A 26,738-nucleotide genomic window follows, 5' to 3' on the forward strand; every position below is an offset into this window, starting at 1 on the left:
GGGAGATACAGTTGCGCAACGTGCGGTTTCTCAACGACCAGACGCCCGGGCACGAGCTGACCTACGACGACGTCTTCATGGTGCCGAGTCGCTCGGCCGTGGAGTCGCGGATGCAGGTAGATCTCACCACGGGTGACGGCAGCGGGACCACGATCCCGATCATCGTGTCGAACATGACCGCCGTCGCCGGGCGCCGCATGGCCGAGACCGTGGCCCGCCGCGGCAGCATCGCGATCATCCCGCAGGACATCCCGATCGACGTCGTGGGCGAGGCGGTGTCGTGGGTCAAGCAGCGCCACCTCGTGCACGACACCCCGATCACCCTCGGCCCGACCGAGACCGTCTCGCTCGCCCTCGACCTGCTGCCGAAGCGGGCCCACGGCGCCGTGATCGTCGTCGAGGACGGCCGCCCGGTCGGCGTGGTCACCGAGGCCGATTGCGTCGACGTGGACCGCTTCAGCCAGCTGGGCGGCGTCATGTCGCGCAACCTGCTGACCCTGCCCCACGACGTGACCCCCGAGGAGGCGTTCAACCGCCTGGCGGCCGGGCACCACCGCCTCGCCCCGGTGATCGACTCGGCCGGCCGGCTGGTCGGCATCCTCACCCGCAACGCCGCCCTGCGCGCCACGCTCTACTCCCCCGCCGTCGACGCCGAGGGCCGGCTGCGCATCGGCGCCGCCATCGGCATCACCGGCGACGCCGCCGGCCGCGCGGACAAGCTGCTCGCCGCCGGGGTCGACGTGCTCGTCGTGGACACCGCCCACGGCCACCAGGAGCGGATGATCAGCACCCTGCGCGCGGTGCGGGCGCTCGACCCGTCGGTGCCGATCGTCGCCGGCAACGTGGTCACCGCCGAGGGCACCGCCGACCTGCTCGCCGCGGGCGCCGACATCGTCAAGGTCGGCGTCGGCCCCGGCGCCATGTGCACCACGCGGATGATGACCGGCGTCGGCCGGCCCCAGTTCTCCGCGGTGCTCGAGTGCGCGGAAGAGGCGCGGCGCCACGGCGGGCACGTGTGGGCCGACGGCGGCGTGCGCCACCCGCGGGACGTGGCCCTGGCCCTCGCCGCGGGCGCGTCCAACGTGATGATCGGGTCGTGGCTGGCCGGCACCCACGAGTCGCCCGGCGACCCGCGGCGCGACCCGGACGGCCGGCTCTACAAGGAGAACTTCGGCATGGCCTCGGCCCGGGCCGTGAGCCGCCGCACCGCCGACGACAGCGTCTACGAGCGGGCTCGCAAGGCGCTGTTCGAGGAGGGGATCTCGTCCTCGCGGATGTATCTCGATCCGCGCCGCCCGGGCGTGGAGGACATCCTCGACGAGATCGTGGCCGGCGTGCGCAGCGCGTGCACGTATGCGGGCGCCGCGGACCTGGCCGAGTTCGCCGCGCGCGCCACGGTGGGTGTGCAGAGCGCGGCCGGCTACGCCGAGGGCAAACCCCTCGATGTTATCTGGTAGAGCCTCAAAATTACCTCAAAGACCGGATGGTCCGGTGTCCCGTGGGTCACGTAAGGTGCTCGTCGTGAACCTTGCTCGCGACCCCCTCGGCTTGTGACGCCACGGCCGTTGCTGCGCCGCTTGCAGGGTCTTCGCGGCGCGTCACGCTTCGTCGGGGCGGGACTGCTCGACCAGGTCGTCATCGCCGCGGCCAACTCGGCGAACACGCTCCTGGGCGGCATTCTGCTGCCGAAGGAGCAGTTCGGCGCCCTGGCGCTGGCGCTCGCCGTCGGATACTTCGCGATGTACCTCAACCGAGCCGTCGTCGGCGACGTCCTGCTCGCGCTCGCGTCGCGCTACGACGGGGATCCGCGCATCCGCCTGGCCCGCAACGGCCTGGCCACCGCGCTGTGCTCCGGTCTCATCACCACCGTCGTCTTCGCGGTGCTGTGGGCGGTGTGGCCGAACCGGGGCGAGATCGACCTGCACGACCTCATCTGGCTCGCCCCGTTCATGATCCCGATCATGCTGCACGACACCGCCCGCTGCGACTACCTGGCCGACCGGCGGCCCGACAAGGCGCTCGGCATCGACCTCGTGTGGGCGGGCACCCAGGCGGTCATGGTCGCGGTCATGATCGTCACGCACAGCTCCAGCGCCGGCGGCCTGCTCGCGGTCTGGGGGCTCGGCGCGACCGCGGGCATCACGGTCTACCTGCTGCGCGAGAAGCGGCTGCCGTGGCAGGGCAGCCCGCTCGCCTGGCTGGCCGAGACCCGCCACCTCTCGAGCTGGTTCACGATCACCGCGATCGTCGCCCAGGTGCAGGTGCTGGCGATCAGTTTCGTGGTCGCCGGGCGCCTGTCCAAGGTCGACCTGGGCAACCTGCGCTTCGTGCAGACGGTGCAGCTGCAGCCGGTACAAAACCTGATCACGGCCATCCAGAGCCTGCTGGTGCCGAGGGCCTCGCGCAACGCCGCCGACGCGGCCAAGCCTGGTCCGGAGGGGGTCGAGGCCGCGGCCGCCCTGCGCCGTCAGACCCGCACGCTCGCGACCGCGTTCGCGGTGCTGGGCGCGCTCATGGTGCTGATCATCTGGCCGATCGTGTCCTTCGTCCTCGTGCACACCCACAAGTTCTCCGAGGCCGCCCCGCTGGCCCTGCCCATCGCGCTGCAGGGCGCGGTCTACCTGCTGCAGGTGCCGTTCACGGCGGCCATGCGCGGGATGCACCGGGCGCGGATGCTGTTCCTGCAGTACGTCGTCTTCGCCGTCGTCTCCCTGAGCGGCCTGACGCTCGGCGCGGACTACGGCGGGCTGCACGGCGCCGCGTGGGGCCTGCTGACCGGCTCGACCGCGGGGCTGATCTGCATGGTGATCCTCTACATGTACGCCCTGCGCTGGGTCGGCCCGCCCGCCGGAACCCCGGCCCCGTCCCGGCCGGCCGCCCCGCAGAACGTCTGACCCGCTGGTCAGCCGATGACGCCGCGGTACACGTCGAGCAGCCGCGAGATGAGCACGTCCGGGGCGAACTGCGTCTCGAAGCGGGCCCGCGCCACGGGGGCCAGCGCGGCCGCGCCCTCGCGGGCCTTGAGCAGCCCGTCGGCCAGGGCGGCGGGCTCCGGCTCGACCACCCAGCCCGCGTCGCCGGCCAGGTAGGGCAGGCCGCCCCGGTCGGTGACGAGCACCGGCCGCCCGCCCGACAGCGCCTCGAGGACGATCGTGGGGAGCACGTCGTGCCAGGTGGAGGCGGCGATCACGCACGCCGCCCGGGCGATCTCGGCGCGGACCGCCGCGTTGTCGACGGCGCCGAGGTAGGTGACGTCCGCGCGGGTCGCGGCGGCCTCCTCGGCCAGCGGGCGCAGCGGGCCGTCGCCCGCGATCCGCAGCGGGCCGAGCGCCCCGTCCGGGTGCCGCGACCAGGCGTCCAGCAGCAGTTCGAGGCCCTTCTCGGGGCTGAGCCGGGCGGCGTAGAGGAACCCCTCGCCGGAACCCGGGGCCGCGCCCGCGTCGGGGATGCCGTTGGGCTTGACGGTGATCCGCTCGGCCGGGATGCCGAAGTCGGCCAGGTGCGCGGCGATGCGGTCCGTGAGCGCGACGAAGTGGTCGACCTGCTTCCAGGTGCCGCGGTGGTAGGCCAGCGTCGCCGCCATGACCGCCGACTGGGCCTTCGAGCCGCGGTAGCACGTGTGGGTCACGGCCGGCAGCGGGAACGCCTTGCCGCGGCACTCGGTGCAGATGCGGCCGTCGCGGAAGTACAGGCCGGGCGCGCACACCTGCCGGTAGTTGTGCACCGTGTGCACGACCGGGACGCCATGCGCGTGGGCCGTCTTCACCACCGTCGGTGACAGCAAGGGATACGGGTTGTGAAGATGTACGACATCCGGCTTCTCGCTCTTCAGCAGCTCGGCGAGCGCCTTCTGTGACGCTCCGTTGCGGATCGGCGACAGCGGCAGCAGCACCTTCTGGGCCGTGGAGAACGTGCCGATCTCGTCGGAGCTGCGCAGGAACGGCAGCACGGTGACCCCGGCCGCGCCGAGCTGCGCGATCTCGGCGTCGACGATCACGTTCTCGCCGGAGGGCTGACCGGACGCATACCGGTTGTGCGCGACGACCACCTTCATGGTGAAGAAAGCGTACGGGCCGCTCGTTGAGGCAGACTGTACGGGTGCCCGAGCTTCCCGAGGTCGAGGCGCTCGCCGCGTTCCTGCGGGAGCGCGCCGCCGGCCACATCATCGACCGCATCGAGGTCTCCTCGCTCAGCGCGCTGAAGACCTTCGACCCGCCGATCACCGCCGCGGCCGGACAGCCGATCACCGGCGCCTCCCGGCACGGCAAGTTCCTCGACATTCACGTCGGCGAGGACCTGCACCTGGTCACGCACCTGGCCCGCGCCGGCTGGCTGCACTACCGCGACGCGTTCAACGCCAAGACCCCGCTCAAGCCGGGGTCCGGCCCGATCGCGCTGCGGGTGCGCCTCGACGACGAGTCCGGCTTCGACCTGACCGAGGCGGGGACGAAGAAGAGCCTCGCGGCCTACTTCGTGACCGACCCCCGGCTCGTGCCCGGCGTGTCGCGCCTCGGGCCCGACGCCCTGGCCGTGAGCGAGGACGAGTTCGCGGCGGCGATGCGCTCGCGCCGGGGACAGATCAAGGGCGTCCTCACCGACCAGACGATCCTCGCCGGGGTCGGCAACGCCTACTCCGACGAGATCCTGCACGCCGCCAAGATGTCCCCGTTCGCGCTCACCAACAAGATCACGGATGAGGCGATGGCCCGGCTGCACGCGGCGATGCGCACCGTGCTCACCGACGCCGTCGCGCGCTCGGTCGGACAGAAGGCGGCCACGCTCAAGTCCGAGAAGCGCTCCGGGCTGGCCGTGCACGCGCGCACCGGGCTGCCGTGCCCGGTCTGCGGCGACACGGTCCGGGAGGTCTCGTTCGCGGACACCTCGCTGCAGTATTGCCCCACCTGCCAGACCAACGGGAAGCCCTTGGCGGACCGTCGCCTGTCGAAGCTCGTACGCTGACCGGCGTGCGTCGTGCCTTCCTCGTGGCTTTCGCCGCGTTCTTCCTCCTCGGTGCGGCCTGGGCCCTCGCCCTGCCGGTGAACGGGACCTACGACGAGAAGCAGCATCTCGTCCGCGCCTACGCGGTGTGGACGGGCCAGTGGCTGCCGCACGAGCGGGCCACGGACGCGAGCGGCATCGACACCAGCGCGTTCACCGGCCCGCGCAGCCTGCTGCCGGACAACGCCGACTGCACCTGGATCGACAAGCCCGACTACCACCCGGCGAGCTGCCTGGTGGCCACCGGCGACCGGGCCGACACCCTGGTGCCGAGCGCGGCCGCGCGGTACAGCCCCGTCTACTACGCCCTCGTCGGCCTCCCGCTGCGGATCAGCCCCGACGGCACCGGCCTGATCTGGGCCCGGCTGCTGTCCGCCGCGCTCGCGGCCGCCCTGCTCGCCGCGGCGCTGGCGATCGCGCCGGGCCGGCTGGAGCGGCTCGCCGTCGTGCTCGTGACGACCCCGATGCTCGCGAACCTGGCCGGCTCCATCAACCCCAACGGGCTGGAGATCGCCGCGGCCGTGCTGCTCTTCGTGGCGCTGCTGCACCGCCGGTTCGCGCTCGCCGGGGCCGGGGCCGTACTGCTGTTCACCGTCCGGGACCTGGGGCCGTTCTTCGCGCTGGCCGCCATCGCCCTGGCGCTGCTCGTGTCCCGGCAGCATCCGCGGGTGCTGCTGCGGCGGGCCTTCGCCGTCCCGGCCGCGCTCGGCGCCGCGTTCGCCGTGTTCTGGGCGGCCGTGGCGTCCCGCGGCAGCGACCTCGTGCCGGGCCGGCCGGTGCCGCCGACGAGCACGGGCGCGATCCTGTCCGACATCGCGCACGACCGCGCCGAGTTCTGGGCCCGCCAGATCGTGGGCCAGTTCAACTACGGCGAGACGACGATCTCGATCGCCGTCATCGGGCTGTGGTACCTCCTGTGCGCCGCCGTGGTCCTGCCCGCCCTCGTGCTGGGCGACCGGCGGCTGCGGCTCGGCATCGGGACCGCCTTCCTCGGCAGCGCGGCGCTGCTGGTGGCGCTGGAGCTGTACTTCGCGCCGAAGGTCGGCCACTTCGCCCACGGCCGCTACGTGATGCCCCTCGGCGTCGGCGCGGTCCTCCTCGCTCCGGCGGCGATTGGTTACTCAGCGTGGTTGTCGGCCTCGCCCTGGCGGGAACGCGTGGTGCTCGTCGCCGCCGCGCTCACGGTACCGATGCAGCTCTATGCCCTGGCTCGCGTGATGACCCGCTTCGAGCGCGGGATCTCCGCGGGCCTCAACCCGTTCGGGGGCGTCTGGACCCCTCCGCTCGGCAGTCTCGTGCCGCTTCTGTGTGCTTTGGTGGGTGCTGCGCTACTCGGGGTGATTGTCACGCGGAGTTCTGTCCGGCCTACGCCAGTGCTCTCGACAGCGAATACGTTCAGCAACTAGTGTCGGCCGGTCGTCATCGGTTGCTCCGGCTGCCGTGGGACACTTTGGACGTGCTTTCCGGTGTCCGTGAACCAGCAGCGACCACGGACTTTGTCGAAACCGGCCGAGCAGAGCTGTGCCGCGCCCCCTGGGTCGCGGCGCGAGAGGACGCACTGAGGTGACCGCTAGTCTCCAACGTCCGGCCACCCCGCCGAGCCGGAGATCGACCTTGGGTGAACTCGACAGCTTCGAGATTCTTCCCGACCATGCGGCGGTTCCTGTAGGTCCGAACGGTGTGCCGCGATCGGGCTGGCAGCGGACCAAACGGGCGGCGCGGTGGCACCGGCCCTACGCGGCCATCCTGGTTCTGCTCGACGTCGGCGCGGTGGCGCTGTCCTCCCTGATCGCCCAGGCGACCCTCGCCAACGCCAACGTCGGCTTCGAGGACGATCCGGGCCTGTTCGGCCTCATCGTCTACGTGCTGCTGCCCGCCGTGTGGCTGGGCGTCCTGTGGGGCCACGGCGCGTATGACCGCCGCTACCTCGGCACCGGCACGGACGAGTTCAAGCGGGTCGTGCGCGCGTCCTGGACCGTCGTGGCGATCGTCGCCTTCGCCGCGTTCGCCTTCAAGATCCAGCTGTCCCGGTTCTCGGTCGGCGCCGCACTGGTCCTCGGCCTGATCTTCGTGCTCGTGTTCCGCTACATAGCACGCCGTGGCCTGGCTTTCGCTCGCACGAAGTTCCACCTCGCGACCCATCGCATGCTGCTCATCGGCACGCTACAGGAGGCGCTGGAGGTGCACGCGGCGATCGCGCGAGACCCCGCCTCCGGGCTGGTGCCGGTCGGTATCCACCTCACCGAGGGCTACGCGCCGCGCCCGAGCACCGTCACTCCGGTGCCCGTGCACGCCGGCCGCGACATCCTCTCCCTCGTCCGCGAGCTCAACGCCGACACGATCGCGGTCTGCGGCTCGGCCAGCTCCGAGCCCGTGGAGCTGCGCCGGCTCGCCTGGCAGCTCGAGGGCACCGGCATCGACCTCGCCGTCGCGCCCCAGCTGACCGACATCGCCGGCCCGCGCGTGCACATCCGCCCGATCGAGGGCATCCCGCTGCTCTACGTCGAGGAGCCCAAGCTCTCCGGCGTCGGCTGGCTGTTCAAGAACATCATCGACCGCATCCTCGCGCTGCTCGGCCTGCTGCTCGTCCTGCCGTTCTTCCCGTTCATCGCGCTGGCCATCAAGCTGTCGGACCCCGGGCCGATCTTCTTCCGCCAGCCGCGCATCGGCCGCGAGGGCAAGACGTTCCGGGTCTGGAAGCTGCGCACGATGTACGTCGACGCCGAGGACCGCCTCGCGACGCTCAAGGACGAGAACGAGAGCGACGGGCTGCTCTTCAAGATGAAGAACGACCCGCGCGTGTTCCGGGTCGGCCGCTGGCTGCGCGCGTCCTCGGTCGACGAGCTGCCGCAGCTGATCAACGTGCTGATGGGCGAGATGTCGCTGGTCGGGCCGCGGCCGCTGCCCGCCGAGGACGGCGACTTCCTCGGCGACGTGCGCCGGCGGCTGCTGGTGCGCCCGGGCATCACGGGCCTGTGGCAGGTCTCCGGGCGCAGCGACCTGAGCTGGGACGACGCCGTGCGGCTGGACCTGTACTACGTCGACAACTGGTCGCTGATGATGGACGTCCACACGATGTGGCGGACCATCTGGGTCGTGGTCTTCCGCAAGGGCGCCTACTGAGCGACCGCCTCTCCCGTTGCGCTTTCTCGGGGGCGGTGATCGAAAAGTCCGATACTGCGTGATCGGACTTTTTAGACTCATACCCCGTTCGGGTATTCGCCCGGTTCTTGGGCGCTCTTCCGCTCGAGCGGCCCGGTGGACCACGATGTCCGCGTGGGTGCCAACCTCGCCGCCGGACTCATCGTCGTCGTGCTCGTGTGCGCGCTCGGCGGGGCCGTCTACGCGGTGATCCGGCACCGGGGCCGACGGGCCATCGCGACCGCGGCCCAGCGCGCGACGTACGACGTGCTGCACATCGCCGAGCTCGCCGCCGAGCCGCTGCGCAACGGGCTCACCGAGGCCGCGGCCGGCAAGGCCATCCGGCACCTGCGCACGCTCACGGGAGCCGCGGGCATCGCGCTCACCGACTCCCGGAGCGTCCTCGCGTTCGACGGCGTCGGCGAGCACCACCGCGACCACGCCGCCGCCGCGGCGGTCAAGGCCGTCGCGGCCGGCCGCCCGACCGTGCTCGGCGCCCGGGAGCTGCCCTGCGACCTGGTCGACTGCCCGATCCGGGGCGCCGTGGTGGTGCCCCTGGCCCAGCGCGCGGGCGCGCTCGTCGCGCTCTCGGACGGGCCGCCGGCGCCGGGGCTGGTGCAGGCGACCGCCGAGACCGCCCGGTGGGTCGGCACCCAGCTCGCCCTGGCCGAGCTCGACACCTCGCGGGCGCGGCTGGCCCGGGCCGAGGTGCGGGCGCTGCGGGCGCAGATCAGCCCGCACTTCATCTACAACGCGCTGACCGCCATCGCGAGCTTCGTGCGCACCAACCCCGAGCTGGCCCGGGAGCTCATTCTGGAGTTCGCGGAGTTCACGCGGTACAGCTTCCGCGCCCACGGGGAGTTCACGACGCTGGCCGAGGAGCTTCGTTCGATCGATCGTTACCTCACCATCGAACGCGCCCGCTTCGGCGAGCGGCTCCAGGTGCGGCTGCAGATCGCGCCCGAGGTGCTGCCGGTGACCCTGCCCTTTCTCTGCCTGCAGCCGCTGGTCGAGAACGCCGTGCGGCACGGGCTCTCGCGCAAGCCCGGCATGGGCACCGTCAGCATCGTCGCCCGCGACGCCGGGGCCGAGTGCCACATCACCGTCGAGGACGACGGCGTCGGCATGGACCCGGCCGCGCTGCTCAACGCCGACGATGCCACCGACGCCGGGCAGCACGTGGGGTTGCGCAACGTCGACGATCGGCTACGTTCGGTCTTCGGTGACGGCTTCGGCGTCGTGGTCGAGACCGCGCCCGACGCCGGTACCAAGGTCAGCATGCGCGTGCCCAAATTCCACCCTGGGGTGACATCGCATTGAGGTTGAACGAATTCGGACCGGAGGCAAAGCCTCCGTCATTGAGCACTATGACTGAGCACGGCTTTCTGCGCGTACTGGCCGTCGACGACGAGGTGCCCGCCCTCGACGAGCTCGCCTACCTGCTGCGCGCCGACCCCCGCGTCGGGCGCCTGCACTGCGCCGGGGACGCGACCGAGGCGCTGCGCGTGCTGCGCGACGCCGACGTCGACGCGGTGTTCCTCGACATCCGCATGCCCGGGCTGGACGGCATGGAGCTCGCCCGCGTCCTGGGCCGGTTCGCGAAGCCGCCGGCGGTCGTGTTCGTGACTGCGTACGACGACCGCGCCGCCGAGGCGTTCGACCTCGGCGTGGCCGACTACGTGCGCAAGCCCGTGCGCGCGGACCGCCTCGCCGAGTCCATCCGCCGGGTGCTCGCCACCCGGCTCGTCCCCGCCCATCCGGCCGTGGCCGCGCGCCGGGACCGGCAGGACGACCCGACGATCCCGGTGGAGCTCGCGGGCACGACCCGGATGCTGCCGCGCTCGTCGGTGCGGTGGGTCGAGGCGCAGGGCGACTACGCACGCCTGCACACGGCGGACGCCTCGCACCTCGTGCGCGTCTCGCTGGCCACGCTGGCCGAGCGATGGGCGGATGCCGGGTTCGTTCGGATTCATCGGTCGTACCTCGTGCAGCTCAAGCTCATCACCGAGCTGCGCATGACCAACACCGGCTATGTCGTGCTGATCGACGAGCACGAACTGCCCGTTTCCCGGCGTCACACACGGGAGCTGAAGGATCGCCTGGTGCGAGCGGCGAAGTCCTGGGGCTGAGGTTCTCCACAATTCCTGCACATTGCCGACTGAGTGCCTGCACGTGCGGGCCCTACGCTCCTCTTTATGACAGCTGGGGAGCGCAGGCGCGTGCTCGTGGTGGACGACGAGCGGATGATCGCCGAGTCGATCGCGGTGCGCCTGCGGGCCGAGGGCTTCTCCGTCGACACGGCCCACGACGGGCCCGCCGCGGTCGCCGCCGCCCGGCTCATGCGCCCCGACCTCGTGGTGCTCGACGTGATGCTGCCCGGCTTCGACGGCCTCGAGGTGTGCCGCCGAATCCAGGCCGAGCGGCCGGTGGCGGTGCTGATGCTGACCGCCCGCGACGACGAGAACGACCTGCTCGTCGGGCTGGCCGTCGGGGCCGACGACTACCTGACCAAGCCCTTCTCGATGCGGGAGCTGGCCGCGCGGGTGCACGTGCTGCTGCGCCGCCTCGAGCGCCTCGCCCAGGTGCAGCCCGACCCGAACCAGACCCCGATCGTCCTCGGCGACCTCGAGATCAACCGGGCGCAGCGGCGCGTCACCCGGGCCGGCGTCGAGGCGCACCTGACGCCGACCGAGTTCGACCTGCTCGTCAACCTCGCCGCCCGGCCGCGCACGGTGCTGCCCCGCGAGCGGCTGCTCGCCGAGGTGTGGGGCTGGGCCGACGCCTCCGGCACCCGCACCGTCGACAGCCACATCAAGGCGCTGCGCCGCAAGCTCGGCGCCGACCTCATACGCACGGTCCACGGTGTGGGTTACGCACTGGAGTCCGCATGAAGCTGAAGACGATCGTCGACCTCCTCCCGCGGCCGCTCGACCCGTTGCGGTCGATCAAGCTCAAGCTCGCGGTGCTGCTGCTCGCCTCGGCCTGCGCCGGGCTCGGGGTCTTCTGGATCGGGATCGGGTGGATTCCGCCGAACACGACGTACATCGCGCTCACCGCCGGCCTGCTCACCTCCCAGGTGCTCGCCCACGGGGTGACGCGCCCGCTGCGCGAGATGACCGCCGCCGCCCGCGCCATGGCCCGCGGGGACTACTCGACCCGCGTCCGCGCCACGTCGAAGGACGAGGTCGGCCAGCTCGCGGTCGCCTTCAACCAGATGGTGGGCGAGCTCGCCGCGGCCGACCAGCAGCGCCGCGAGCTGATCGCCAACGTCTCGCACGAGCTGCGCACCCCGATCTCCGCGCTCCAGGCGATGCTCGAGAACATCGTCGACGGCGTCGCCGAGCCGGACCCGGCCACGCTGCGCACCGCGCTGGCCCAGACCGAGCGGCTGGGGCGGCTGGTGACCGAGCTGCTGGACATCTCGCGGCTGGACGCCGGGGTGGTGCCGCTGGACCGCGAGCTGTTCCACATCGAGGACCTGCTGCACGAGGTCGTCGCCGAGGCCGAGGTGAAGGCCGTGGCGGCCGGGCACAAGGTCGAATACCTCTCCTGCTCCTTCCCGGAGAACGCGCTGGTCAAAGCCGACCGCGCGCGCCTGCACCACGTCCTGACCAACCTCGTCGACAACGCCGCGCGCCACAGCCCGGACGGCGGCACGGTGACCATCGTGGGCCGCCGCGAGCCCGGCCGCGTCATGATCGAGGTCGCCGACGAGGGCCCCGGCATCCCGACCGCCGAGCGCGAACGCGTCTTCGAGCGCTTCACCCGCGGCGCCCGTCCCTCGGGCGGCGGCACGGGCCTCGGCCTGGCCATCGCCCAGTGGCTGACCCAGCTGCACGACGGCACCATCGCGGTCGTCGAGCAGCCGGACAACCTGCCGGGCTGCCGAATCCGCGTGACCCTACCCGCCTGACGCTCCGCTTTCCCTTTCTCGTGACCGGGCACCAGCCCCGGCCGCGCAACGCCGCGCGTCCGCTTGCCAGCGATTTACGCCTTTTGCGCGTTTCAGGAGCCGACTATGTCCAAAACCCCTGAGCAGCCTCCGAAGCCGGCCGACCCGCCAAGCACTCCCGACGGGCCTCGAACACCCGGCCGGGCCGAGCCCGGGGCGTTTGCGGTGCCGAGTCAACCGGCGAGTCAACCACTGAGTCGACCGCCGGGTCAGGTCGCCCTGGCGCCCCCGCCTCCGCGCCCGATCACGCCGCTGCTGCCGAATCCCGCCCTGATCAGCCCGGTTCGCCTCGGCCCGCCGGCGCCCACCCTGTGGCAGCGCGCGTGGCCGACGCGCACCCCCGCCGCCGGCACCCCGGTCCTCTACGGCGCGCTCACCGCCGCCGTGATCGCCGCGGCCGCCCTCCCGCCGGACCGCCCCGGCATCGGCTGGCCGATCGCGGGCCTCGGCGTGTTGCTCCCCCTGGCCCTGATCCTGGTGACCCGCGCGCCGGCCCGGCTCGGGGCCCGCATCGAGGCGGTGCTGTGGTGCGCGGCCGCGCTGGCCCTGCTCGGCGTCGGCCTCTTCCGGGCCGCGGGCTGGCTGTTCACCCTGAGCGCGCTGACCGCCTTCGGCTGCATGGCGCTCGCGGTCGGCCGGCACCGCCGCATCCCGGCCGTCCTGGCCGCACCGTTCACGCTGATCTTCGCCGCGTTCCGGGCGCTGCCATGGTCGGCCGCGGGCGTGACCCGCCCCGGCCCGCGCGCCAACGCCGCCCCGGCCGCCCCTGCTGCCAAACCTGCCGAACCCGCCAAGCCCGCCGAGCCCCAAGCGGTGCGGGCCGGGAACAACGGGCTGCGGCTGCTCCTGTCGATCGGCATCGGCGTGGCGCTCGTCATCGTGTTCGGCGCCCTCTTCGCCAGCGCCGATCCCGGCTTCGCCAAGGTCGTCGACGCGGTCATCCCGTCCATCGACGCCGGCACCATCGTGCGGTGGGCGCTCGTCGCGACCGCGGCCGCCGGCCTCTCGCTGGGCGGGGCGTTCCTCGTGGCGAACCCGTCCGCGATCGGCGATCGGGACGCGAACGCCCGGCCCGTGCGCCGGGTCGAGTGGCTGGTGCCGGTCGGGGCCCTGCTGGCGCTCTTCGCGGTCTTCGTGGCCGTCCAGCTCACGGTGCTGTTCGGCGACCGCGCGTACGTGATGCGGACCGTCGGGCTGACGTTCGCCGAATACGCCCGCAAGGGCTTCTGGCAGCTCCTCGTCATCACCCTGCTCACCCTGTGCGTCATGGGTGTGACCGTCCGCAAGGTGCCGCCGGGCGACCGCGGGCTCCTCCGGCTGCTGCTCGGCCTGCTCGCGCTGTGCTCGCTGGTCGTGGTCGGCTCGGCGCTGTGGCGGATGAACGTGTACGAGGAGGCGTACGGGTTCACGCGGCTGCGCGTCTTCGTCAGCGCCGTCGAGCTGTGGCTGGGCGCGCTGTTCGTGCTCGTGATGGTCGCCGGCCTCACCCCGTCGGCGAGGTGGCTCGGCCGCGCCGGGGTCGCGGTGTGGGTGGTCGTGCTGCTCGGGCTCGCGGTGCTCAACCCGGATCGGCTCATCGCCGCGCACAACGTCGAGCGGGCGAATCGCAGCAACGCCGACATCTGGTACCTCAGCACGCTCTCCGCCGACGCGACGCCCGAGCTCGACCGGCTGCCCGCCGGCCAGCGCGAGTGCGCGCTGTCCGGGATCTCCGGCGACCTCGCCGACGACGCGGACGACTGGCGGGGATGGAACCTCGGCCGGGCCCGCGCGCGTCAGATCGTTCCGGAGCCGATCGGGCCGGGGGACTACCCCTGCTACCGGCGGTACTGAAGGAAACATCAGAAAAGGGGCACGGGCCGACATTCAAACGGGGGATGTCGGCCCTTGCTTTTGTTTCGCGTGCGTTGCGAGACTGCGGTCCATGGAGCCGTCGACTCCGCGTGTCCGGGTGGTGCTCGGTGACGTCTCCCGGGCCCCGATCCACCCTGCGCGGGCCCGCGCGGAGCTGGAGGAGCAGAGCCCGGTCGGCGCCGCGCTCGCCCGCGGGCTGGTGCGCGCCCAGCTGTCCGTGGCCGTGCGGCTCGCGGCCGTGGTCGCGATCGGGCTCGGCGGGCTGCCGCTGCTCTTCGCGGTCGTGCCGGCGGTCGCGCACGCGCGGCTCTTCGGGGTGTCGCTGCCGTGGCTGCTGCTCGGCGTGCTGGCGTATCCGTTCCTCTACCTGGTCGGCGCCGTCTACGTGCACCTGGCCGAGCGCAATGAGCAGGAGTTCGTGGCCCTGGTCGAAGACCGCGGCCAGAAGTGAGCTCCTACGCGGTGACGGCGGTCGTCCTCGTCACGCTCGCGACCGTCGCCATCGGCCTCTACGGCCTGCGCTTCGCCCGCACCACGTCCGACTTCCTGGTCGCCTCCCGCATGGTCAGCCCGACCTGGAACGCGGCCGCGATCAGCGGCGAGTACCTCTCCGCCGCGAGCTTCCTGGGCGTAGCGGGTCTGGTGCTCAAGCACGGCGTCGACCTGCTGTGGTATCCCGTGGGCTTCGCGGCCGGCTACCTCGCGCTGCTGCTCTTCGTCGCCGCCCCGCTGCGCCGCTCCGGCGCGTTCACGCTGCCGGACTTCTGTGAGGTGCGGCTGCGCTCGAAGCGGCTGCGCAAGCTCGCGACCGCGTTCGTGATGTTCATCGGCTGGCTCTACCTGGTGCCGCAGTTGCAGGGCGCCGGGCTCACCCTGCAGACGGTGACCGGCGCGCCCTACGCCCTCGGTGCGCTGCTGGTCGGGGTCGTGGTGACGCTCAACGTGGCCCTCGGCGGGATGCGCTCCATCACCTTCGTGCAGGCGTTTCAGTACTGGCTGAAGCTCACCGCCCTCGCCGTGCCCTTCGTGTTCCTGATCATGCAGTGGCAGCACGACGGCCGCCCCGCCCTGACCGCGCCCGACGGGCCCCGCTTCCCCGCCGTGACGACCGTCGGCATCGACCACGACACCCGGCTGACGGTGGCCGAGCCGACGACGGTCACCGGCCACGGCCTCGTCGACGGCGTGCTGACCAACGGCGTCCTCGTGCTCACCCCTGGCGAGCACGCCGTCACCGAGGGCACGGTTCTCGTGTTCGACCAGGCGGCGGCGGTACCGCGGGTGGCCGCCGTCTCCGCGGACTCCCCGCTCGAGTGGCTGCGCCCGGGCGAGTCCGCGCAGGACCTGTTCGGCACCTACTCGCTCATCCTGGCGACGTTCCTGGGCACGATGGGCCTGCCCCACGTGCTCGTGCGCTTCTACACCAACCCCGACGGCGCCGCCGCCCGCCGCACCACGCTCGTCGTGCTCGGCCTGGTCGGCGTGTTCTACCTGACCCCGACCCTGTACGGCGCGCTCGGCCGCATCTACACCCCGCAGCTGCTCATGACCGGCAACACCGACGCCGTCGTGCTCCTGCTGCCCTCGGCCGCGCTCGGCGGGGACGTCACCGGCCGGCTGCTGAGCGCGCTCGTGGCGGCCGGCGCGTTCGCCGCGTTCCTCTCGGCCTCCTCGGGCCTGCTCACCAGCGTCGCCGGGGTGCTGTCCACGGACGTGCTCGGGCACGGCTCGGTCCGCGACTTCCGCCGCTCCGCGCTGGTCGCCGGCGTCGTACCGCTCCTGCTCGCCCTGTTCGTCGCGACCTTGGACGTCTCCCAGGTCGTCGGGCTCGCCTTCGCCGTCGCCGCGTCGAGCTTCTGCCCGCTGCTGGTGCTCGGCATCTGGTGGCGCGGGCTCACTGCGATCGGCGCCGCCGCCGGGATCGTCGTCGGCGGCGGGGCGACCGCGACCGCGGTGCTGCTCACCGTGCTGGGCGGCCCGCTGGAGGGCTGGGCCGGCGTGCTCACGACCCAACCGGCCGCATGGTCGGTGCCTTTAGCCTTTCTGGTCATGATTCTGGTCTCCCTGCTGACAAGGCACCGTTTGCCCGCGGGCGTCGGAGCGATCATGCTTCGCCTGCACGCGCCCGATGCGCTGCGTATGTAGTGGCGAGGGTGGACAGCGTGACCTACGTTCAGAATGTGACAGGCGGGCCGAATTCGGCTCTCGCGCTGCGGGGGCTCACCAAACGCTTCGATGACAAGGTCGCGGTCGCCGGAGTCGACCTCGACGTGCCGACGGGATCGTTCTTCGGGCTGCTCGGCCCGAACGGCGCCGGCAAGACCACCTCGCTGTCCATGGCCGTGGGGCTGCTGCGCCCCGACGCCGGGCACGCCTACGTGCTCGGCCACGACGTGTGGTCGGACCCGGTCGAGGCCAAGCGGCGCCTGGGCGCGCTGCCGGACTCGGCGCGCATGTTCGACCGGCTCTCCGGCAGCGAGCTGCTGGCCTACACCGGGCTGCTGCGCGGGCTGCCGCAGGACGTCGTCAACGCCCGGGCCGCGGAGCTGCTCGACGTGCTCGGCCTCGCCGACGCCGGGCGCACCCTGGTCGTCGACTACTCCGCGGGCATGAAGAAGAAGATCGGCCTGGCCTGCGCGCTGCTGCACGCGCCGCGGCTGCTCGTGCTCGACGAGCCGTTCGAGGCCGTCGACCCGGTCTCCGGCGCGCTCATCCGGGACATCCTGATCCGCTACGTGCGCAACGGCGGGACGGTCGTCTTCTCCAGCCACGTGATGGCCGTGGTCGAGAAGCTGTGCACGCACATCGCGATCCTGGCCGACGGGCAGATCAAGATCGTCGGTACCACGGACGAGGTGCGCGGCGGCCGCGAGCTCGAGGACGTCTTCGTCGACATCGTGGGCGGCCGCGTCTCCACGGGCGCGGAGCTGTCGTGGCTGTGACCGGCGGCTCCGACGCCCCGATCCCGCAGCCCCGCCCCGGCGCCGACTCGGGGCCGCTGTGGCCGGACACGGGCACCGCGCACCCAGGCACCGCGCACCCAGGCACCGCGCACCCAGGCACCGCGCACCCAGGCACCGCGCACCCGGGCACCGCGCACCCGGGCACCGCGCACCCGGGCACCGCGCACCCGGCCGCCGTCGGCGTGCCCGCGCCGCGGCCCGCACCGCCCGACGCGCCCACGCTGCGCCCGCACGACCCGATCGCGACGGGCCAACCGCGGATCTCGTACTTCGTGCGCCTCAAGCTGCGCATCCTGGGCAACTCGCTGCGGCCCGGCCGCTCGCACCCGGCCGACTCGGCGCGCAAGCGGCTCGGCCGGCACTCGCGGCTCATCCTGTTCATCCTCGGCGCGCTGTTCGGGCTCTGGGCCGCGTTCGGCGGCTTCGCCGCGTTCGCGGCCAGCAGCCTGGCGACCGGACACCTGCGCCCGACCGTGGCCGCGTTCGCCGGGGCCGCCGTCGTGCTCGCCTGGGTCTTCGTGCCGCTGCTGTTCTTCGGCGTCGACGAGACCCTCGACCCGGCGCGCTTCGCGCTGCTGCCGGTGCCGCGCCGCACGCTGATCGGCGGCATGCTCGCCGCCGCGTTCGTCGGCATCCCGCCGACCGTCACGCTGCTGGCCACCCTCGGCTCGGTCATCGGAGCCGCGTTCGACGGCGGCCTCGCGCCCGCGATCGTCGCGGTGCTCGGCGCGGTCGTCGGCATCGGCGTGTGCGTGGCCGCGAGCCGGGCGGTGACGAGCGCGTTCGCGCGGATGCTGCGCTCGCGCCGGGTCCGCGACCTGGCCGCGCTGCTGATCGCGCTCCTGGGCATCTCGTGCAACCCGCTGTTCCAGCTCGTCTTCGCGCTCGTCCAGCGCGGCGAGTCGCGGCAGGCGACGCTGGTCGGCGAGGTGCTGTCGTGGACCCCGCTGGCGGCGCCCTACGTGGCGTACGTGGACGCCATCGACGGCAACTGGGCGCTGGTCCCGGTCCGGCTGCTCATCGGGGTGGCCGGGATCGTGCTGCTGCTGTGGTGGTGGCAGCAGACGATCGAGTCGGCGATGATCGGCAGCGCCGCGGGCCCGGGCGCCGACCGGCGGGCCGCGACCGGCGAGGCCCCGGTGCGCGCGTTCATCCCGCGGGTCGTGCGGTTCCTGCCAGCGGGGCGGTTCACGGCGCTGCTGTCGCGGGAGATGCGCTACTGGCTGCGCGACCCCCGCCGCCGGGCGAGCCTCATCTCGCTGCTGGCCGCGTCGGTGGTCATCCCGTTCGCGTTCACCTTCGGCGCCAACGGCGGCCGCTCGGGCACCCCCGGGCTGAGCGAGCACGCGCTCGTGTTCTCGCTGATGTTCGCGGGCGCGTTCGTCGGCCTGGTGCTGGTGAACCAGTTCGGCAACGACGGCACGGCCTACGCGCTGCACATGCTCACCGAGGTCCCCGGTCAGGTCGAGCTCGCGGCCCGCGCCGTCGCCGTGGGTGTCCTGGCGTTCCCGCTGCTGCTGGTCGGTACCGTGGCCGCCTCGATCCTGAGCGGGCACGCCGCCGAGCTTCCGGCGGCCGTCGGGGTCGGGCTGTGCGCCTTCGGCATCTCGGTCGGGGCCGCCGGCATCACGTCCGTCCTGGCGCCCTACCCGATGCCCGAGTCCACCAACCCGTTCGCGATGAACAGCGGCCGGGGCGGGGCCAAGGGCCTGCTGTCGTTCGTGAGCATGTTCAGCACCTGGATCCTGACCGCGCCGGTGGCCGTCGCGTTCGCGCTGCTGCCCGACGGGCTCACCTGGGTCGTCCTGCCGATCGGGCTGGCGTGGGGCTCCGCCATCGCCTGGGTCGGCACCCGGATCGCGGGCAACCTGCTGCAGCGGCGCGCTCCCGAGGTGTTGGCCGCGGTGACCCCGAAGCGGGCCTGAAGTTCGCGACAATGGGGGCGTGAGCATCCACGCCTCCGACCCGTTCGCCACGCCGGACGAGCGCAAGTCGCCCGTCCGGCGGCTGCGCGGGCGGCTGCCGGCCGCCGTCACGCTGTGGACCGCCGCGAGCGAGCGCCACGGCGAGCGCGGCCTGACCGTCTCGTCGCTGCTCGTCGTGGACGGCGAGCCGGGGCGGGTGCTCGGGCTGGTCGACGACGAGAGCGACCTGTGGGCGGCGGCCGAGGAGAGCGGGCGGTTCGCGGTGAGCCTGCTGGCCGCGGACGACCGGCAGCTCGCGGACCGCTTCGCGGGCCTGATGCCGGCGCCGGGCGGGCTCTTCGCCACCGGCGAGTGGGAGCGCACCGGCTTCGGGCCGGTGCCGCGCGGGCGCAGCTGGGCGGGGTGCCGCCTGGCCGGCGCCGCGCCCAAGGGCTGGTCGCTGCTGGTGGAGGCGGAGATCGAGCACGTCGAGCTGCTCGACGCCGACGGGGAGCCGCTGGTGCACGAGCGCGGCCGCTACCGCCGCTGAGAACGTTTCGATACCACCGGTTACCGGTGTGACGGGTGTCACTGGGCGCACGGGCGGTGCCGTTCGGCGCACGTGCGGTACCGATGCCGGGTAAAGATCTTTATAGATGCCTGCCGGGTTCCTACCGTGCGCGGTTACCCGCACCACACCCCCAATGGCAGGTGGTGATCAACCATGAGCACCGAGACCCCGGCTTCCGAGGAGATCGGCGAGAACCGCTACGTCGCCGTCGCCCGCACGCCGGAGTTCGACGCCCTGCGCAGCACGCTGCGCAAGTTCGTCTTTCCCGTGTCCGCCGCGTTCCTCATCTGGTACGCGCTCTACGTGCTCCTGTCCGCATACGCCCGCGACTTCATGAGCACCAAGGTCGTCGGGCACATCAACGTCGCCCTGATCTTCGGGCTCCTGCAGTTCGTGTCGACGTTCCTGATCGCGTGGCTCTACGCGCGCTACGCCGAGCGTCGCATCGACCCGCTGGCCGACGACCTGCGGGCCAAGATCGAGGGTGCGCCGGCCGCCGGCACCGCGGCCGCCGCGGCGACGGAGGGAGAGGGCGATGCCTGATCAGGTGTATCTCGCCGCGACGTCGGTGACGACCCAGCGCACGCTGACCCTGACGCTGTTCGTCGTCCTGGTCGGCGTCACGCTCGGCATCACCATCTGGGCGAGCCGGCAGAACCGCACCGCCGCCGACTTCTACGCCGGCGGGCGCTCGTTCAGCGGCTTCCAGAACGGCATGGCGATCGGCGGCGACTACATGTCGGCGGCGAGCTTCCTCGGCATCGCCGGCATCATCGCGCTCAACGGCTACGACGGCTTCCTCTACAGCATCGGCTTCCTGGTCGCGTGGCTCGTCGCGCTGCTGCTGGTGGCCGAGCTGATGCGCAACTCGGGCCGGTACACGATGGCCGACGTGCTCGCGTTCCGCATGCGGCAGGCGCCGGTGCGCACCGCGGGCAGCATCTCGACGATCATCGTGTCGATCTTCTACCTGCTCGCCCAGATGGTCGGCGCCGGCGCGCTCGTGGCGCTCCTGCTGGGCATCAAGGCCGGCGACACGTTCATGGGCATGAGCGCCGAGACCGCGAAGATCGTCACGATCGCGCTCATCGGCGTGCTGATGATCGTGTACGTCACGGTCGGCGGCATGAAGGGCACGACCTACGTGCAGATCGTCAAGGCGTTCATGCTGATGATCGGCGCGCTCGTGCTGACCCTGCTCGTCCTCGCGCACTACAAGTTCAACCTGTCGAGCCTGCTCGGCGAGGCCGCGGCGAAGTCGGGCCGCAGCCCGACCGACGCGTTCCTCGAGCCCGGGCTGCGCTACGGCCGCGAGTTCGCCGGCAACGCCACGGCGACGCTGGTGAGCAAGCTGGACCTGATCTCGCTCGGCCTCGCGCTGGTGCTCGGCACCGCGGGCCTGCCGCACATCCTGATCCGGTTCTACACCGTCCCCAACGCCAAGGCGGCCCGCAAGAGCGTCGTCTGGGCGATCGGCCTCATCGGCGTGTTCTACCTGATGACCCTGGCGCTGGGCTTCGGCGCCGCGGCGCTGGTCGGCCGCCAGGCGATCGTCGCGCAGGACGCGGCCGGCAACACCGCGGCCCCGCAGCTGGCGCAGGAGCTGGGCAAGCGGTACCTCGGCGGCGACTTCGGCGGATCGCTGCTCCTGGCGATCATCGCCGCCGTCGCCTTCGCCACCATCCTCGCCGTGGTCGCCGGGCTCACCCTGGCCTCGTCCTCGTCGCTGGCGCACGACCTCTACGCCAACGTGATCAAGCGGGGCCAGACCGACGAGCGGCAGGAAGTCGTCGTCGCGCGGTACTCGGCGTTCGTCATCGGCGCCGTGGCCATCGTGCTCGGCATCGTGGCCCGCAACCTCAACGTCGCCTTCCTGGTGGCGCTGGCGTTCGCGATCGCCGCGTCGGCGAACCTGCCGGCGATCCTGTTCTCGCTGTTCTGGAAGCGGTTCAACACCCGCGGCGCGACCTGGGGCATCTACGCCGGCCTCATCTCGGCCGTCGGCGTGGTGCTGCTCAGCCCGATCTCCTGGGGCGGCGTCAGCGACGCCCGCACCCCGGCGACGCTCACCGCGTCCCAGGCCAAGGACTGCGGGGTGGCGCAGACCTCCAAGGAGGTGTCCAACGCCACGGCGCTGTTCAGCTGCACCACCGCGGCGCCGATCCCGCTGGAGAACCCGGGCTTGATCTCGATCCCGATCGGGTTCATCTTCGCCGCCATCGGCGCGATGACCAGCAAGGAGCGGGACCCGGACAAGTACAGCGAGCTGGAGGCCCGGTCGATGACCGGCGCCGGCGCGCACTGACGAAGTTCACCGAAGTGTGCCGGGTCCGGGGGCGCCGCCGAGCCCCCGGGCCCCGCGCCGGGACACGCTAGGCTGTCGGTCATGGTCGTTGCGCAGCGTTACGGCGAGGGTCACCGCGTCCTTCTGACCGGTGGAGCCGGGTTTGTCGGGTCCCACCTCGCGGATGCCCTGGTCGCCCGAGGGGCCGAGGTCGTCGTTGTCGACAACTTCCTCACGGGGAGTAAGGACAACGTCGCGCACCTGCAGGAGAACCCCAAGTTCACCCTGGTGGAGGCGGATGTCACCGAGCCGCTGCCGGCCGTCGACGCCCTCACGGCGCGCTTCGACGCGATCATGCACTTCGCCTCCCCGGCCAGCCCGACCGACTTCGCGTCGCTGCCGGTGGAGATCCTGCGGGTCGGCTCGCTGGCCACCCTGCAGCTGCTGGAGCGGGCCGCGGCCGACGGGGCCCGGTTCATCATGGCCTCGACGTCCGAGGCCTACGGTGACCCGCTGGTCCACCCGCAGCCGGAGTCCTACTGGGGCAACGTCAACCCGATCGGCATCCGCAGCGTCTACGACGAGGCCAAGCGCTTCTCGGAGGCGGCCGTCATGGGCTACCACCGCGGCCGCGGGGTCGACGTGGGCATCGTGCGGATCTTCAACACCTACGGCGAGCGCATGCGCCCCGACGACGGGCGCGCGATCCCGACCTTCATCTCCCAGGCGCTGCGCGGCGAGGCGATCACCGTGCACGGCACCGGCACGCAGACGCGCTCGATCACCTACGTCTCCGACCTCGTGCGCGGCATCCTGACGCTGCTCGACTCCCACGAGACCGGCCCGATCAACTGCGGCACCACGCACGAGATGACCATGCTCGAGCTCGCCGAGACGATCGTGCGGATTTGCGACAGCTCCTCCCGCGTGGCGCTCGTCGCCCGGACGGCGGACGACCCCGAGCGGCGCCGGCCCGACCTGACCAAGGCGCGTGAGCTGCTGGGATACGAGCCGGTCGTCGGGCCCGAAGAGGGACTCGCGCGCACGGTCGAGTATTTCCGCAGCCGCTGACACTCCCCGGTTCGTGCCGCGCCCGTCGCGGTTACGTGGCGCGAGGGCGCCTGGTTCGTATCGTGGTGTTATGCCCACCACGCCTGCCTCACGCGGCCCAAATTCCTCGGGTCGCGCCTCGGTGCCCGGCGCGCTCGCTCCGACGTCGGGCGCCCGCGCCCGAGTTTCCGCAGCCAACGCCCCGACCAGCCCCGCGTCGCCAGGCGTGTACGGCCGGCCGGGTTCACCGCCGCCGCCCAACCGCCCGGGTCGCACCCCGGGCAACGGCGGCCAGTACTCCGGCCGCAAGAAGATCCGTCCGCGCTGGGGCCGCATCGCGCTCGTCGCCGGCGCCGGCATCGTCGTGCTGGCCCTGCTGGCCGGCCTCGGCGGCTACATCTACTACCGCAACGTCGACGCCGGCCTGAACCGCGACGACCCGTTCTCGCAGATCACCGACGGCCGCCCGCCCAAGGTGGCCGACGGCGCGCTGAACATCCTGCTGCTCGGCAGCGACTCCCGCGACCCCGACAACAAGGGCAAGGCGGGTGAGTGGCGCACCGACACGATGATCATGATGCACATCCCGGCCGACCACCAGAAGGCCTACCTGATCTCGATGCCGCGCGACCTCTACGTGCACATCCCCAAGAGCAAGACGACGCAGTACGGCAACACGAACGCCAAGCTCAACGCGTCGTTCTCGTGGGGCGGCACCCCGCTGACCGTGCAGACGATCGAGGAGTACACCAAGGTCCGCATGGACCACGTGCTGCTCATCGACTTCGGCGGCTTCAAGCAGGTGATCGACGCCCTCGGCGGCATCGACATGAACATCGAGAAGGACATCACCTCGATCCACCCGCCGAAGCGGCAGTTCAAGAAGGGCATGAACCACCTCAACGGCGACGAGGCCCTGGACTACGCGCGGCAGCGCTACCAGTTCCCCGACGGCGACTTCGCCCGCATGCGTCACCAGCAGGAGATGATGAAGGCCATCCTCGACAAGGCCGTCAGTTCCGGCACGGTGACCAGCCCGTCGAAGCTCAACTCGTTCCTCAAGGCCGTCACCAAGGCGATGACCGTCGACAAGGACTTCTCGCTGGCCGACATGGCGCTGCAGTTCCGCAACCTGCGCAGCGACGACCTCACGTTCATGGTGAGCCCGAACGACGGCAGCAAGAAGATCGGCGGCGAGGACGTCGTGGTGCCGGACAAGGAGAAGGCGACCTCGCTCTACGAGGCCGTCCGCACCGACAAGATGTCCGACTGGATGGCGACCAACGGCCCGAAGCCCTCGACGGCGCCGTCGACCAAGACCAAGTAGCGCGCGTAAATCGGGCAAGCCCGGGCATGTCTCCCCGTGAGTGGGGTTGCATGCCCGGGCTGTCGTTTAGATCTCATTGCCCGAATGCCGAGTGAACGAGTAGAAATCGCCCATCGATGGCCACACAGGGGACCACGCCCGGGTGGCTCGGTCAGCGGACCTGTGGCCGCGGACGTAGACTCGAATGAATTCCCGCCGACGCGCGGGCGGGTTGGCTCGGGGGCAGCGCATGCAGCAGGAGCTCGACGGACAGGCCGGCACGTCCACCGATGACGCCGTCACCGCCGAGAGTGAGAATACCCCGAAAAGCGCGCAATCCGCCGAATCCGCGCCATCTGAATCCCCGATTGCGGCGAAGCGAGCCGGGAAACCCAACAGGGTGAAGCTCCCCGGCCGCGACCCCATCTGGGCCCGGCTGCTCATCGCCTTCGGACTCGTCGTCGTGCTGCTCTCGGCCACCGCCGTCGTCGGGGTGAACGTGCTCAACCGGCGCTACACGGCGAGCATCAACCAGAAGACGCTGCTCGGCGACAGCTCGCGCGCCGGCAACCCCGACGAGACCCGCCACGCCGCGATCGACGGCCCGCTCAACTTCCTGCTGCTCGGCTCGGACCTGCGCGCCCTCGACCCCGAGGACGGCCAGCGCTCCGACTCGATCATCATCCTGCACATCCCGGCCACCATGGACCGGGCCTACCTGCTGTCGGTCCCGCGCGACCTGCGGGTGCCGATCCCCGCCTTCGCGGCGACGGGCTTCCGCGGCTCGTCCCACGAGAAGATCAACGGCGCGTTCCAGCACGGCGGCGGGGGCGAGGGCGGCGTGCAGCTGCTCGCCGAGACCCTGCACAACGTGCTCGGCATCCGGTTCGACGGCGCCGCGATCGTCGACTTCGACGGCTTCAAGACCGCGGTCGACCTGCTCGGCGGGGTCGACATGTGCATCGACCAGAAGGTCACCTCGATCCACCTCGGCTGGGACGACAAAGGCAACTACCTCTCGCCCGCGAACGGCGGTCACCCGGCCGTCTACGAGCCCGGCTGCCACCACCTCGAGTCGTGGCAGGCGCTGGACCTCGTGCGGCAGCGCAAGAGCCTCGCCAACGGCGACTACGACCGCCAGAAGAACCAGCAGAAGTTCATCCGGGCGATGCTCGACAAGGCGCAGGAGAAGGACCTCACCACCAACCCGATCGCGCTGGACAAGTTCATCCGGGCGATCGGTCAGGCGCTGACCGTCGACACCAACGGCGTCTCGCTGGCCGACCTCATGTTCGCGCTGCGCAACGTGAGGCCCGGCAACCTGATGGGCCTGCAGGTGCCGTCCGAGCCGCAGGACATCGGCGGCATCTCCTACGTGGTGGCGCTGCCCGAGTCCGAGGGGCTCTACACGGCCATGCGCGACGACCTGCTGGACTCCTGGGCGGTCGAAAACCCCACGTGGGTCAACCACATGTAGCCTGTTTTGGTGTTCAGGCGAAGCTCCATTCCGGCCGTCGCGGCCGGGGATGTTCCCGACGAGGCCTTTCTCCTCGACGTGCGCGAGGACGACGAGTGGGCGGCCGGCCACGCACCGGGCGCCGTCCACGTGCCGATGATGGAGATCCCGGCGCGGCTCGGCGACCTCCCCACCGATCGCGACGTGGTCGTGGTCTGCCGCGTCGGCGGCCGTTCCGCGCAGGTGGTCGCGTTCCTGCAGCAGAACGGGCTGGACCGCTCGATCAATCTCGACGGCGGCATGCAGAGCTGGGCCGCGGCGGGCCGCGCCATGGTGAGCGAGGACGGCGGTGCTCCCCGCGTCGTCTGAGCCGCCGGATTCCTGGCGGCCGCTGGTCTTCGCGCATCGTGGCTCGTCGCGCCGGCACGCGGAGCACACGCTGGACGCATACCTCCTCGCCATCGAGGAGGGCGCCGACGGGCTCGAGTGCGACGTCCGGCTCACCCGCGACGGCCACCTGGTGTGCCTGCACGACTCGCGCATCGACCGCACCAGCGACGGGCGCGGCCGGGTGAGCGCCCAGACCCTCGCCGAGCTCGACCGCTTCGACTTCTCGTCCTGGCGCGCCGACCTGCCCGAGTCGCCCGACGAGCTGATCGTCGAGCGCTCCCAGGTCGACGACAAGTGGCGGGGCAGGCTGCTCACGCTCGACCGGCTGCTCGGTGTCGCGACCGACGCGGGGCGCCCGGTGCGCCTGCTCATCGAGACCAAGCACCCCGTGCGCTACGGCGGGGCGGTCGAGCTGGCGCTGTTGCGACTGCTGCGGCGGTACGGCCTGGATCGCCCCGATCCCGAGCGCGCCCTGCAGGTGACCGTGATGTCGTTCTCGGCCAACGCCGTCAAGCGCGTCCGGCAGCGGGCACCGGGGCTGCCCACGGTGATGCTCATCGACGTCTGGTCGGTGCCGAGCCGCATCGGATGGCTGCCGCCCGCCAGCTCGATCGGCGGCCCCGGGGTGCAGCTCCTGCGCGCCTCGCCGGAGATCGTCGAGCGGCTGCACCGGCGCGGGTACCCGGTCTACGTCTGGACCGTCAACGAGCCGGACGAGGTCGACCTGGTGATGAAGCTTCGCGTCGACGGCATCATCTCCGACCGCCCGGCCTACGTGATCGAGCGCCTGCGCGAGGCCGGACATAGGCCCTGACCTCGGCTTTGACCACGGATTCCGCCTGACTTGAGTCGGACAAGTTTAGAGCGCG

At 71.8% G+C, this 26,738-nt stretch carries 23 protein-coding genes; 22 read left to right on the forward strand and 1 reads right to left on the reverse strand.

What is annotated here, in order from left to right; all coding sequences use genetic code 11:
* Nucleotides 1-20: 20 nt before the first annotated feature.
* Together AC6JBM_RS44460 and AC6JBM_RS44465 are read left to right on the forward strand one after the other, a co-directional pair.
* On the forward strand, nucleotides 21-1,457 hold the full coding sequence (locus tag AC6JBM_RS44460) for a GuaB1 family IMP dehydrogenase-related protein (RefSeq protein ID WP_497979718.1): 1,437 nt from the start codon (nucleotides 21-23) through the stop codon (nucleotides 1,455-1,457).
* Between the two features lie 120 nt (nucleotides 1,458-1,577).
* Nucleotides 1,578-2,894, forward strand: coding sequence for an MATE family efflux transporter (locus tag AC6JBM_RS44465; protein WP_497979719.1), 1,317 nt, complete (start codon nucleotides 1,578-1,580; stop codon nucleotides 2,892-2,894).
* A gap of 8 nt (nucleotides 2,895-2,902) precedes the next feature.
* On the opposite strand, the gene AC6JBM_RS44470 is transcribed toward AC6JBM_RS44465, so the two are convergent.
* Complete coding sequence (locus tag AC6JBM_RS44470) at nucleotides 2,903-4,054, reverse strand: glycosyltransferase family 4 protein (RefSeq protein ID WP_497979720.1); 1,152 nt, start codon at nucleotides 4,052-4,054, stop codon at nucleotides 2,903-2,905.
* Between the two features lie 44 nt (nucleotides 4,055-4,098).
* On the opposite strand from AC6JBM_RS44470, the gene AC6JBM_RS44475 reads away from it, so the two are divergent.
* From AC6JBM_RS44475 to AC6JBM_RS44570, 20 genes are all read left to right on the forward strand, one after another.
* Nucleotides 4,099-4,959 carry an Fpg/Nei family DNA glycosylase gene (locus AC6JBM_RS44475; protein WP_497979721.1) on the forward strand — a complete coding sequence of 287 codons (861 nt, stop codon included), beginning with the start codon at nucleotides 4,099-4,101 and terminating at the stop codon, nucleotides 4,957-4,959.
* A gap of 5 nt (nucleotides 4,960-4,964) precedes the next feature.
* Complete coding sequence (locus tag AC6JBM_RS44480; protein ID WP_497979722.1) at nucleotides 4,965-6,404, forward strand: DUF2142 domain-containing protein; 1,440 nt, start codon at nucleotides 4,965-4,967, stop codon at nucleotides 6,402-6,404.
* Nucleotides 6,405-6,612: 208 nt separating this feature from the next.
* Nucleotides 6,613-8,121, forward strand: coding sequence for a sugar transferase (locus tag AC6JBM_RS44485; RefSeq protein ID WP_497979723.1), 1,509 nt, complete (start codon nucleotides 6,613-6,615; stop codon nucleotides 8,119-8,121).
* A gap of 153 nt (nucleotides 8,122-8,274) precedes the next feature.
* Nucleotides 8,275-9,459, forward strand: coding sequence for a sensor histidine kinase (locus tag AC6JBM_RS44490; RefSeq protein WP_497979724.1), 1,185 nt, complete (start codon nucleotides 8,275-8,277; stop codon nucleotides 9,457-9,459).
* A 47-nt stretch (nucleotides 9,460-9,506) separates the two neighbouring features.
* Nucleotides 9,507-10,268, forward strand: a complete 762-nt coding sequence (locus tag AC6JBM_RS44495) for a LytR/AlgR family response regulator transcription factor (RefSeq protein WP_497986683.1) — start codon at nucleotides 9,507-9,509, stop codon at nucleotides 10,266-10,268.
* A gap of 66 nt (nucleotides 10,269-10,334) precedes the next feature.
* Nucleotides 10,335-11,030 carry a response regulator gene (locus AC6JBM_RS44500; RefSeq protein ID WP_350613901.1) on the forward strand — a complete coding sequence of 232 codons (696 nt, stop codon included), beginning with the start codon at nucleotides 10,335-10,337 and terminating at the stop codon, nucleotides 11,028-11,030.
* Nucleotides 11,027-12,052 carry a HAMP domain-containing sensor histidine kinase gene (locus tag AC6JBM_RS44505; RefSeq protein ID WP_497979725.1) on the forward strand — a complete coding sequence of 342 codons (1,026 nt, stop codon included), beginning with the start codon at nucleotides 11,027-11,029 and terminating at the stop codon, nucleotides 12,050-12,052. Before AC6JBM_RS44500 ends, AC6JBM_RS44505 begins: the two co-directional genes overlap by 4 nt.
* A 204-nt stretch (nucleotides 12,053-12,256) precedes the next feature.
* Nucleotides 12,257-13,924 (forward strand): DUF4153 domain-containing protein, encoded by a 1,668-nt coding sequence (locus AC6JBM_RS44510; RefSeq protein ID WP_497979726.1) that lies wholly within the window; start codon nucleotides 12,257-12,259, stop codon nucleotides 13,922-13,924.
* A gap of 91 nt (nucleotides 13,925-14,015) precedes the next feature.
* Entirely contained in the window at nucleotides 14,016-14,396 is a 381-nt protein-coding gene (locus AC6JBM_RS44515) for a hypothetical protein (protein WP_497979727.1), read from the forward strand.
* Entirely contained in the window at nucleotides 14,393-16,090 is a 1,698-nt protein-coding gene (locus AC6JBM_RS44520) for a sodium/solute symporter (RefSeq protein ID WP_497979728.1), read from the forward strand. Before AC6JBM_RS44515 ends, AC6JBM_RS44520 begins: the two co-directional genes overlap by 4 nt.
* Before the next feature lie 17 nt (nucleotides 16,091-16,107).
* Nucleotides 16,108-16,887, forward strand: a complete 780-nt coding sequence (locus AC6JBM_RS44525) for an ABC transporter ATP-binding protein (protein WP_497979729.1) — start codon at nucleotides 16,108-16,110, stop codon at nucleotides 16,885-16,887.
* Complete coding sequence (locus tag AC6JBM_RS44530; RefSeq protein ID WP_497979730.1) at nucleotides 16,878-18,833, forward strand: ABC transporter permease; 1,956 nt, start codon at nucleotides 16,878-16,880, stop codon at nucleotides 18,831-18,833. Before AC6JBM_RS44525 ends, AC6JBM_RS44530 begins: the two co-directional genes overlap by 10 nt.
* Nucleotides 18,834-18,852: 19 nt before the next feature.
* Nucleotides 18,853-19,362, forward strand: coding sequence for a flavin reductase family protein (locus AC6JBM_RS44535; RefSeq protein ID WP_497979731.1), 510 nt, complete (start codon nucleotides 18,853-18,855; stop codon nucleotides 19,360-19,362).
* Between the two features lie 174 nt (nucleotides 19,363-19,536).
* Nucleotides 19,537-19,926, forward strand: coding sequence for a DUF485 domain-containing protein (locus AC6JBM_RS44540; protein WP_350613887.1), 390 nt, complete (start codon nucleotides 19,537-19,539; stop codon nucleotides 19,924-19,926).
* Nucleotides 19,919-21,688, forward strand: a complete 1,770-nt coding sequence (locus AC6JBM_RS44545) for a monocarboxylic acid transporter (RefSeq protein ID WP_497979732.1) — start codon at nucleotides 19,919-19,921, stop codon at nucleotides 21,686-21,688. The genes AC6JBM_RS44540 and AC6JBM_RS44545 overlap by 8 nt, the downstream gene beginning before the upstream one ends.
* 81 nt (nucleotides 21,689-21,769) lie before the next feature.
* Entirely contained in the window at nucleotides 21,770-22,738 is a 969-nt protein-coding gene (locus tag AC6JBM_RS44550; RefSeq protein WP_497979733.1) for a UDP-glucuronic acid decarboxylase family protein, read from the forward strand.
* Between the two features lie 70 nt (nucleotides 22,739-22,808).
* Nucleotides 22,809-24,044 (forward strand): LCP family protein, encoded by a 1,236-nt coding sequence (locus AC6JBM_RS44555; RefSeq protein ID WP_497979734.1) that lies wholly within the window; start codon nucleotides 22,809-22,811, stop codon nucleotides 24,042-24,044.
* A 379-nt stretch (nucleotides 24,045-24,423) separates the two neighbouring features.
* Entirely contained in the window at nucleotides 24,424-25,500 is a 1,077-nt protein-coding gene (locus tag AC6JBM_RS44560; protein ID WP_497979735.1) for an LCP family protein, read from the forward strand.
* Between the two features lie 9 nt (nucleotides 25,501-25,509).
* On the forward strand, nucleotides 25,510-25,848 hold the full coding sequence (locus AC6JBM_RS44565) for a rhodanese-like domain-containing protein (RefSeq protein WP_497979736.1): 339 nt from the start codon (nucleotides 25,510-25,512) through the stop codon (nucleotides 25,846-25,848).
* Nucleotides 25,829-26,683, forward strand: a complete 855-nt coding sequence (locus AC6JBM_RS44570; RefSeq protein ID WP_497979737.1) for a glycerophosphodiester phosphodiesterase — start codon at nucleotides 25,829-25,831, stop codon at nucleotides 26,681-26,683. The genes AC6JBM_RS44565 and AC6JBM_RS44570 overlap by 20 nt, the downstream gene beginning before the upstream one ends.
* Nucleotides 26,684-26,738: the final 55 nt, after the last annotated feature.

This window comes from Dactylosporangium thailandense (genome assembly GCF_059739745.1).